General features: G+C 73.8%; 3 protein-coding genes. All 3 read left to right on the top strand.

Annotated elements, in window-relative coordinates:
* The coding region (locus GTW08_RS08635; RefSeq protein ID WP_161151740.1) for a M1 family aminopeptidase at positions 1-1,403 on the top strand (1,403 nt) is incomplete at its 5' end.
* A 110-nt stretch (positions 1,404-1,513) separates the two neighbouring features.
* Positions 1,514-3,010 carry a cytochrome ubiquinol oxidase subunit I gene (locus tag GTW08_RS08640; RefSeq protein ID WP_073574924.1) on the top strand — a complete coding sequence of 499 codons (1,497 nt, stop codon included), beginning with the start codon at positions 1,514-1,516 and terminating at the stop codon, positions 3,008-3,010.
* A gap of 16 nt (positions 3,011-3,026) precedes the next feature.
* Positions 3,027-3,834 (top strand): cytochrome d ubiquinol oxidase subunit II (cydB, locus tag GTW08_RS08645; protein ID WP_161151741.1); only part of this gene is annotated, 808 nt, incomplete at its 3' end.

A 3,834-nucleotide genomic window follows, 5' to 3' on the forward strand; every position in this document is an offset into this window, starting at 1 on the left:
TCCTGGCCGTGCTGGGGGGCTGCGCGGCCGGCGTGCCGCAGGTCGAGCGGGCGGCCCCGTGGCCGCAGCGCCCGGTCGTCGACGCGTCGCTGGACCTCGCCCCGGACCTGTCCTCGGCCACCGGCCGCCAGACCGTCCGCTTCACCCCCGACGCCCGGATCTGCGAGCTGGTCTTCCGGCTCTGGACCAACCGGCCGACCGTCGTCTCCGACGGCGGCTCGTCCCGGGTCACCGACGCGAGCGTCGACGGCACCCCGGTCACCCCGCGCACCGAGCAGGCGGGCGCCCCGGACGGCGCGCCCGGCACGCTCGTCGAGCTGCCGCTGCCGTCCTGCGCCGACGCGGGCACCACCGTCACCGCGCAGCTCGGGTTCACCCTCACCCTCGGCGAGGACTCCACCGAACGCATCGGGCACTCCACGTCGGCGGGCACCGCCTGGCTCGGCAGTCCGCTGCCGGTGCTGGACTGGGTCCGCGGCCGCGGCTGGGTCCGCACCCCCGCGGTGCGGATGTCCGGCGAGACCGTCGTCGCCGAGGACTACCGGCTCGCCTCGCTCGCCGTCACCGCGGCGGCGGACCAGCAGGTGGTCGGGGTCGGGACGGCCACCGGCACCCGCGACGCCGGCAGCGGGCGGCTCACCCGCACCTTCACCGCCGACGCGGTCCGTGACATCGCGGTCGCCGTCGGCGCCTACCGGGTCGCCGAGTCCACGGTCGGCTCCACCCGGGTGCACGTCGCACTGCCCACCGCGGGCCGCGCCGGCGCCCGGCGCGGCGGGGAGCTGCGCGGCTCCGCGCAGGACTGGCAGGGCGAGGTCGCCCGCTTCCTGCCCGCCCTGGAACGGCTGCTGGGGCCCTACCCGTACCCGGACCTGTGGCTGACGGTCGTGCCCACCCAGAGCGACGGCGTCGAGTTCCCGACCCACCTGCAGTTCGGCGACGTCGACGACGCCACCCGCCCGTCGCTGGCCGCGCACGAGATCGCCCACTCCTGGTTCTACGCGCTGGTCGGCAACGACCAGGCCCGTGACCCGTGGCTGGACGAGGCGTTCACGACCTGGGCCCAGGCCCTGGTCGCCGACCAGCGCGACCTGTACCGGATCGGCAGCTTCGGACCCGGCGACGTCGCGGGCCCGATCGGCGCCCCCATGTCGTTCTGGGACTCCCGCGGCGGGTTCACCGACCTCGTCGACGGCGTCTACGACCAGGGTGCCGCCGCGCTGTTCGCGGGTCGCGACGCCGTCGGCGCACAGCGGTTCGACGCCGCGGTCCGCGCCTACGTCGAGGCGAACGCACACCGCGTCGCCGCCCCGGCCGACGTCGAACGGGCCTTCGCCGACCTGCCGGAGGTGCTCGACGTGCTGCGCGAGCACGGCGCCTTCGACCCGCGCACCGGCGGCTGAGCACCTCCGCGACGACCCGCGTGTCGAGGGCCACCGAGCCCGGCCCCCCACCGATCTTCTACTTACGGTAGAACTACTACTGGACGTAGAACTTCGCTCGGGAGGTCCGGATGGACGCGCTCGACCTGGCCCGCTGGCAGTTCGGGATCACCACGATCTACCACTTCCTGTTCGTGCCGCTGACCATCGGCCTGTCGGTGATCGTCGCGTCGCTGCAGACCGCCTGGTTCCGCACGGGCCGGGAGGAGTACCTGCGCGCCACCACGTTCTTCGGGAAGCTGTTCCTGATCAACTTCGCGATGGGCGTGGTCACCGGGATCGTGCAGGAGTTCCAGTTCGGGATGAACTGGAGCTCCTACTCCACCTTCGTCGGCGACGTGTTCGGCGCACCGCTGGCGATGGAGGCGCTCATCGCCTTCTTCCTGGAGTCCACCTTCATCGGGCTGTGGATCTTCGGATGGGACCGGCTGCGGAAAGGCGTGCACCTGGCCTGCATCTGGGCCGCGGCGATCGGGTCCAACCTCTCGGCGTACTTCATCCTCGCGGCGAACGCGTGGATGCGGAACCCGGTCGGCTACGAGGTCGACCGCGCCACCGGACGGGCCCGGCTCACCGACATCGGCGCCGTGCTGACCAACCCGCAGGCCTGGTCGACCTACACCCACGTCGTCGCCGCGGCGTTCCTGATCGCGGGGCTGTTCGTCGCCGCGGTGAGCTCCTGGAAGCTGATGCGCGAACGCTGGAGCCGTCCCGGTGACGCGACGCCGCACCCGGGCGAGCACGCGCTGTTCCGGAAGACCCTGCGCACCGGGTTCCTGGTCACCCTCGTGGCCGGGGTGCTGGTCATCGCCTCCGGTGATCACCAGGCCAAGCTGGCCGCCACCTACGAGCCGATGAAGCTCGCCTCGGCCGAGGCGCTGTGGCAGACCGAGGAGTCGGCCGGGTTCTCGCTGTTCGCCGTCGGCGACGTCCAGGGCAGCCGCAACCACGTCAACGTGCAGATCCCCGGTGTCCTGAGCTTCCTGGCCACCGGCAGCCCGTGGGGCCCGGTGCAGGGCATCGAGAACGTGCAGGCGCAGTACGAGGCGCTCTACGGGCCCGGGGACTACCGGCCCAACATCGCCGTCCTCTACTGGGCGTTCCGGCTGATGATGGGCCTCGGCCTGGCCGGGGTCGCGGTCGCGACGGCCGGGCTCTGGCTGACCCGCGGCGGCCGGCTGCCCGGCTTCACCCGCGACGGCGCACCGGCTCCGGCCGGGCGGCTCCAGCGGTGGGCCTACCGGGGTGTGGTCGCCGCGCTGCCCGCGGCGCTGGCGGGGAACATCGCCGGCTGGGTGCTGACCGAGATGGGCCGCCAGCCCTGGACGGTGCACGGCGAGCTGCTCACCGCGCAGAGCGTGTCCCCCGGAGTGAGCCTGGGCCAGGTCGCGTTCTCCCTGGCCGCGTTCACCGCGCTCTACGGGATCCTCGCCGTCGTCGAGGTGCGGCTGCTGTTCCGCTACGTCGCCGCCGGACCCGCCGCCCCCGCGGCCCCGCCCGGCGACGCCGACGACGCCGACCCCGCCGACACCGACGCCGAGCGCCGCCCCGCGGCGTTCAGCTACTGACCCCGGAGGGACGACGATGGACCTGCCCACGATCTGGTTCCTGGCCGTGGCCGTGCTGTGGACCGGCTACCTGGTGCTCGAGGGGTTCGACTTCGGCGTCGGGATGCTGGTCCGCGTCCTGGGCCGCGACGAGGAGGACGACCGCGAGGCCGCCCTCGGCGCGATCGGCCCGGTGTGGGACGGCAACGAGGTGTGGCTGATCGCCGCCGTCGGCGCGATGTTCGCCGCGTTCCCCGCCTGGTACGCCGCCATGCTGTCGGGCCTCTACCTGCCGGTGCTGCTGGTCCTGCTGGGCCTGATCGTGCGCGGGGTCGGGCTGGAGTACCGGCACAAGCGCTCCGACGCGCCGTGGAAGGCCCGCTGGGACCTGATGATCGGTCTCGGGTCGCTGGTGCCGGCGTTCGTGTGGGGCATGGTCCTCGCGAACCTGGTCCGCGGCCTTCCCACCGTGCTCAGTGCCCCGGGCAGCGGGCAGAACACCGTGGTCACCGCGTCGCTCGGGGACCTGCTGAACGGCTACGCGTTGCTCGGCGGCGTCGTCACCACGGCGCTGTTCCTGCTGCACGGCGCGGTGTTCCTGGCACTGAAGACCGACGGGCCGGTGCGGTACCGGGCGCGGCGGTTCGCGCTGCGCGCGGTGGCCCCGGTGCTGCTGGTGACCGTCGCGTTCCTGGCCGCGACGCTCGCGCTGCGCGAGCCGTCCTGGACCACCACGGTCGCCTGGCTCGCCGGCGCGGCCCTCGCCGCGGCCGGGGTGGCGCTGCTGGCCGGCCGCGAGGGGTGGGCGTTCACCGCCACCGCGCTCGCGATCGGCGGGCTGTCGG

Source organism: Pseudonocardia sp. SID8383 (genome assembly GCF_009864975.1).
Lineage (GTDB): Bacteria > Actinomycetota > Actinomycetes > Mycobacteriales > Pseudonocardiaceae > Pseudonocardia > Pseudonocardia alni.

Excerpts from the sequence above, each read along its gene's own strand:
- GTW08_RS08640 (WP_073574924.1), top strand. The coding sequence starts at position 1,514 with ATGGACGCGCTCGACCTGGCCCGCTGGCAGTTCGGGATCACCACGATC.